This window comes from Streptomyces sp. NRRL F-5630 (genome assembly GCF_000719475.1).
In the GTDB taxonomy this organism is placed as follows: domain Bacteria; phylum Actinomycetota; class Actinomycetes; order Streptomycetales; family Streptomycetaceae; genus Streptomyces.
Window position 1 is genome coordinate 1 of sequence record NZ_JOGO01000135.1, and the last position, 6,119, is coordinate 6,119.

The 6,119-nt window shown below is 74.5% G+C and carries 4 protein-coding genes; 1 reads left to right on the top strand and 3 read right to left on the bottom strand.

The window, feature by feature from the left end:
- Positions 1 to 832 precede the first annotated feature (832 nt).
- Both IF99_RS0129670 and IF99_RS0129675 read right to left on the bottom strand, forming a co-directional pair.
- A complete protein-coding gene (locus IF99_RS0129670; RefSeq protein ID WP_031001443.1) occupies positions 833 to 1,687 on the bottom strand; it encodes an alpha/beta fold hydrolase in 855 nt (284 codons plus the stop codon).
- 870 nt (positions 1,688 to 2,557) lie between these two features.
- The gene (locus tag IF99_RS0129675) at positions 2,558 to 3,250 is read right to left on the bottom strand and encodes a metal-dependent transcriptional regulator (RefSeq protein ID WP_031001444.1); all 693 of its coding nucleotides are present in this window, start codon (positions 3,248 to 3,250) and stop codon (positions 2,558 to 2,560) included.
- A gap of 282 nt (positions 3,251 to 3,532) precedes the next feature.
- On the opposite strand from IF99_RS0129675, the gene IF99_RS0129680 reads away from it, so the two are divergent.
- Positions 3,533 to 4,375, top strand: a complete 843-nt coding sequence (locus IF99_RS0129680; protein ID WP_234340914.1) for an SIS domain-containing protein — start codon at positions 3,533 to 3,535, stop codon at positions 4,373 to 4,375.
- Positions 4,376 to 4,429: 54 nt separating this feature from the next.
- Here the strand turns inward: IF99_RS0129680 and IF99_RS0129685 are convergent, their stop codons facing one another.
- A complete protein-coding gene (locus IF99_RS0129685; protein WP_420705740.1) occupies positions 4,430 to 5,923 on the bottom strand; it encodes a PAS domain-containing protein in 1,494 nt (497 codons plus the stop codon).
- Positions 5,924 to 6,119 lie beyond the last annotated feature (196 nt).

Consider the following 6,119-nt stretch of genomic DNA (forward strand, 5'->3'; position numbering starts at 1 on the left):
CCGCTGGCTCCCCACCACGGAAGAGCTCATCAACCCACTGGCCTACGCCTGCGGAAGAGAACCCCAGCCGACTTCCTGACGGAGGCGGGGGCGGAGCGGCTACGGGGCTGGGTGCAGGGAGGGGGCTGGGTCAGGGGCGGCTGACTGTGGCACGGGCTGGCTGTCGGGCGCTGGCGTTAGAAGCGGAGACGCACGTCGGCCTGAGAGGGCTCGGCTCGGGACCCGTGCGTCGACGCGAAGACAGCCCGGTGGCCGAGAGGACTGCGGAGGGTGCCCGAGGGGTCAGGAGGCGCCGGGAACTGCGTGTCGGCTGGAGCGACCGGGGCGCCCGGGGGCCTGCCGGGTGGGACGTGGAAGCGGTCGGCGTTGCGGTCATGCGCCCCCGCACGCCGATAGCGCGCCGGGGCGCGCGGGCGCCCGTCAGCCGCACGGCGGGCCAGCCTGCCGCCGCCCCCTCGCGTCCGCGGCGGCCTCGCCGCAGGTTCGCACCAGCCGCACCCCTGATTCCCGCAGGCGAACCCGAAAGCGAACCAACCGCCCCACCCCGATGGCGCCGCCCCGCCCGTGTCACGAGGAGCAGGCACCCACCGCAGGCCCGGGACGCCGACGCCCCCGACGCGCTGCACAGGGATGAATCCGCCCTCCGTACCGACTTGTTCAGCCCTCACCCGCGTGCGGGCCTCCGCACCGACCGCACCCCGCAACAAACCCCCCGCGACGGCGCGACAGGCAGCCGCTCAGGGCGGCCCCGCGACGGCGGCTCCGGGCGAGCAGGTAATCCGGCAGCCGTACTCCGGCTCCCCCAGGCCGTTCGGTCGTCGCCGGGAACCGCTCAGGCGGTCAGCGCGCCCGCCAGGAAGGGTTCGACCGCCTCCCGCCATGCCTCCTGTCGTTCGTAGTGGGCCAGGTGGCCCGCGCCTCTCAGCTCCGCGTACTGGCCGCGCGGCAGCACGCGGACCATCTCCTGCGCCTCCGCCCGGCCCAGTTCCCCCTCCGTTCCGCGCAACACCAGCGTCGGGCACGCCACTTGGCCCAGCTCGTCCCAGTGCGAGTCGTGGACCCACGCCTCGCGCGAGGCGATCATGTGCTCCGGCTCGAAGACCGGTCGCCAGCCGTCCCCCGCCCGTTCCATGACCTCCGCGTAGTAGGCCCCACGCGCCGCGCTGGGGCGTTCCAGCCAGGGGTCACCCGCGGCGAACCACTTCTCCGCCTCGCCGAGCGACGCGAAGGGCAGCGGCCAGCCGCGCAGCCAGTCCACCCACTCCCGCTGCGCCGCGATACCCAGCGCCGACGCCCGCATGTCCGAGATGACGAGCGCCCGCACGGACTCCGGGTGCCGCGCAGCGAACTGCCAGGCCGTCAGCGCACCGGCCCCGTGTCCTATCAGCACGGCGGGGCCGAGCGCCAGGCTCTCCACCACGGCGCGCACGTCCCCCACGTAAGCCGCGCGCGAGTACTCCGCGCCCGGCCGCTCGCTCGCCCCGTGCCCCCGCTGATCGAGCGCGATCACGCGGTGCCGCTCCGCGAGCCAGCCCGCGCTTCCCGCCCAGTGCGAGCCCCGCCCCAGGAGTCCGTGCAGCAGGAGGACACCGGGACGCGAGCCCCCGCTCCCCGGCACCGTCCCCTCGTACTCCCACGCCGCGAGCCGCACTCCGCCCGCCCCTGTCACATCGATCCGGCGCACCATCGGTCCCGGCACCCCCAGTCGTTCCTGTCCTGCTCCCGCGCGGCGCCCCCGCAACCCGCGACACGGACGCTATCGAAACGTCATTCGATTCTCGGTGGAAAACAACGCTTTTCGCCCCAAGTCCCCTCGTACGAGTGACAGTCGGGGAAGGTTGACGCCCGTGGCGCGGGGGAGATCTCAGCCGAGGGGCGGGTTCCTCGCGGAACGGACCCGCCCGGGGGTGACCCTGAGAGCTCGGGGCTCCGGGTCAGTGCAGGGGGGACCGGGTTCCGGCGTCGCGAGGCGCCGGAACCCGGCGCGCACGCGCCGCCTCCCCGAGGAGCCACCGCCGCCCTCGACCGTCCCATCGCGTCAGACTGACACGCCAAACCCGTCGGCGCTGCCCATCCGGCCCAGAAAAAACCAAAACCAGGAACACTCGCCGCACTCCGGACGCCCTCGATCCGCTTTCCGTCCACCACACAGGCCCGAGCGGGGAGGACCGGGCCCCCTCAGCGGCCGTGGAGGACTTCCGGACACCTGGTCATCCGGTTGTCCGGCCCCTGAACCTCATCGACCACGGCTCCCATTGACCAGGGCCACCCGGAGAGGCGCACTCATCCCCTCCGGTACGGGTCGACGCTCCCGGCGCGCGGCAACGCACGCCCGCACCCAGCCGGGCCACCGTCGCCACGGCGCCCCCGCGCGACGGACTCCGTGCCACCCCCCGGCACCGGTGCCGCCCCGCGCCGTCCCCCACCGCTCGCGCGGCCCCGCCCGCGCCCGCCGCAGACGTCGGACGACATGCCGAAGCGGCGCCCGGCCGTCGCCGGGCGCGCGGAGGGTCGTGCGCCGGTGCGGTCGGCGCGCTCGCTCCCCCGGTGTAGCGCCTCAGCCCTTCGCGACGAAGACGTGCGAGGCGATCTCGGTGTCCAGCTCGGCGGCCTCGCCGCCGCTGCCGACGAGAACCCCGCCCGCCGCGCGCGTCACGCTCACCACCGCGCCCGGCTGGACGCCCGCGCGCCGCAGCGTGTACATGAGCTGCGCGTCGGTCTGGATGGGCTCGCCGATGCGGCGCACGACCACGTTCTTGCCCTCGCCGCCCGGCTCCAGGTCGGCGAGCGAGACCATGCCCGCGTCGAGGAAGGGATCGGCCTCCGATTGCTCGCCCAGCTCCTCAAGACCCGGGATCGGGTTGCCGTAGGGGGACTCGGTCGGGTGGCGCAGGAGGTCGAGGACGCGGCGCTCGACCGCCTCGCTCATGACGTGCTCCCAGCGACACGCCTCGGCGTGGACCTGCTCCCACTCCAGGCCGATGACGTCGACGAGGAGGCACTCGGCGAGCCGGTGCTTGCGCATGACCCGCGTGGCGAGGCGGCGGCCCTCCTCGGTCAGCTCCAGGTGGCGGTCACTGGCGACGGCGACGAGACCGTCCCTTTCCATGCGCGCCACCGTCTGGCTGACGGTGGGGCCGCTCTGGTCGAGCCGCTCCGCGATACGGGCGCGCATGGGCACCACACCTTCCTCCTCCAGTTCGAGGATGGTGCGGAGATACATCTCCGTGGTGTCGATCAGTCCGGACATCCGTGCCCCTTGATGCTGTGACCGCCGAGGGTCCCGGCGATCGGTGTGCGCTGGCCCTGCCGTCAATTCTGACGCATCCCGCTGACAACCGGCCCGGGCCGACCGGCGGGGGTCTTCCGGCGGCCCTTCCCACCCCTCCCGCCTCTCCCCCGCGCCCCACCCGGGCACTGTTGACAGCCCAGGTCCCCGGGCCGCACCGTGAGCGACGGCACGCCGCCGTGCCACCCACCGCGCCGCCCTCGCCCGGGGCAGGGGCGCCCGAGCAGGAGGCACGAGGCACGGATGAGCGCCGAGACCACTTCCCCCGAGGACGCCGCGCCCGCGGACCCCGCGACCCCGGTCGCCGGGACCGTGGCCACCCCGCCCGCCCCGGACACCGCCCGCCGCTACCTGGACGCCGTGACCGCGCTCCTCACCCGCGTACGGGACGAGGAAGCCGTCCCCGGCGGTCCCGTCGAGCGGGCCGCTCGGCTGCTCGCCGCGACCGTGACCGAGGGCGGGCGGATCTTCGCCTTCGGGGCCGGGCACTCCTCGCTCATCGCGCAGGACCTCGTCTACAAGGCCGGCGGGCTCGCCCTCGTGAACCTGCTCACGGTGCCCGGCACGCTCGGCGTGGACGTACGGCCCGCGACCCTGGGCTCCGCGCTGGAACGCGTCGAGGGGCTCGCGGGGACCGTGCTCGACCAGTCGCCCGCCGCGCCCGGCGACCTGCTGGTGATCATCTCGCTCTCCGGACGCAACGTCCTGCCCGTCGAGATGGCGGTACGCGCGCGCGAGAAGGGGCTGAAGGTCATCGGCGTCACCTCCGCCGCGTACGCCGGGCACAGCGTCCCCGCCAACCCCTGGAACTCCTTCCTCGCCGAGCACTGCGACGTCGTGCTCGACAACAAGATCACCGTGGGCGACGCGGAACTGAGCGGTGACGGCATCGCCGCCCCCTTCGGTCCGGCCTCCACGGCCGTGACCAGCGCGCTCCTCCAGGCCACGACCGCGACGGCGGCGGCGCTCCTGGCCGCCGAAGGCACCGAACCACCCCTGTTGCGCTCGGGGAACGTGCCGGGCGGACTGGAGTGGAACAAGGAGGTCTTCGCACGGCACCGGGAGCGCATCCACTACCAGCACTGAGGCGTCTGTGGCGGGGAGCGCCCGGTCGTCCGCCGCGCGCCCGTCGGCCGCGCCTCACTCCCCGTACGGCTCGTGACTCGCGTACGGCCCCCGGTCCGCGCGCGGGTGCGGGACGAGCAGGCGGGCGAGGTCCACGGCGCCCGCGACGCGCAGGGCGACGGATTCCGCGTACTGGGCGTCGGAGCGGTCGAAGGCGTGGCGGCCGGGGCCGCGCAGAAACGTCACGACACCTAGCGTGAGACCGCGGCTGCGCAGCACGGCACAGAGCGCGTGCTCGGTCTCGCGGGGCCAGCGGTGGCGGTGCGACCAGTCCTCGCGCTCCTCGTCGTCGACGCCGCCGTGCCAGCTCGTGCGCACCGCGCCCGAGCGGCGCACCGCCCGCACGGCCGGGTGCGCCTCGCCGTAGCCGACCGGCAGCCCGACCCCCGCGAGCGCGGTGCGCAGCGGGCCCGGACTTCCACCGGGGGTCATCGCGCCTCGCACGAGACGCGGCGTTCCGCCATTGCCCTCGGGTTCGTGGTGCGCCGCGGGGGTGTCGAGGAGGTCGACGAAGGCGTGGTCGGCGAAACCGGCGAGGGCGAAGTCGAGGTGGACCATGACCGCCTCGCCCGGGTCCTCGCACTCCGCCGCGGCGCGTGCGGCACGCTGCGACTGCCCGGAGCGGAAGCGCAGCTGCGCACTCTCCTGCTCGGCGAGCCGCGCCTCGGTCACGTCCTGGAAGAACCAGCCGACGCCGAGCGGCACGGGCTCCTCACTGAGCGGCGAGGAGAGCCGTACGAAGCCCGAGCGCCAGCAGCGCCGCGTGCGCTCCTCCTCCTCGCGGACCGTGACCCACAGCTCGGCGGGGGCGGGCGGGGCGCCTTCGGCGAGCACGTGCGTGAGCGCGCTCTCCAGTTCCTCGACACCCTGGCCGAGGATGTCGGCGAGCGGGCGGCCGAGCAACGCCGTCCGGCCGGTGCCGAGCGCGCGGGCCGCGTAGGCGTTGACCGCGGCGGGCCGCAGATCGGCGTCGACGAGCACGACGCCCCAGGCGGCCTCGTCGAAGAGCGCCTCGCCGAGCGCTATGGAGCGCTCCAGGTCTATCTGCGTGTGGACCTCGCTGAAGGCGCAGTACACCCCGGCGGGGCGGCCGTCGGTGTCCCGTACGGCGGCGGACTGGACGCGGACGAGGACGCGACCGCCGTCCTTCGTGAGCAGCGCGAACTCGTGCACCTGCCGTCCCGGCGCGCGCATCGCGGCGGCGAGCGAACGCCACATGTCGCCCGCGTCGGCCTCACGCGCGGCCCAGCCGCCGAAACCCTGCCGCCCGACCGCCTCCTCCGGGGACCAGCCGAGGATGCGCTCCGCCTCGCGGTTCCAGTGCGTGACGACGCCGTCCGTGTCGAGCGCGCACAATGCTGCGTCCATGCCGTCGAGAAGGGCGGCGAGAAGCTCGGAGTCATCGCTCCCGGCAGCGCCGTGCGCCGGCTCCGCGGCACCCTGCCCGTCCATGGCCCCGCCCCGAGCGCTCGGATCGTCCGTGGTCCCACCGCGCCGGGAAACACTCACCCTGGCACCCCCTGCCGTACGTACGCCATTCGTACGTCTGCCTTGCCTGCGCCGAATTGAACTCCACCGTGACACAGCACACAGCGGCTTCGCGTAAATCGTTGCGCGGCAGTGATGCGGGTGAGGGGCGGCGGGGTGCACGTGGGGGGCGTGTTCGGGGGCGCGTTTACGGTCCGAGAGGGGGCCGCCACGGAGG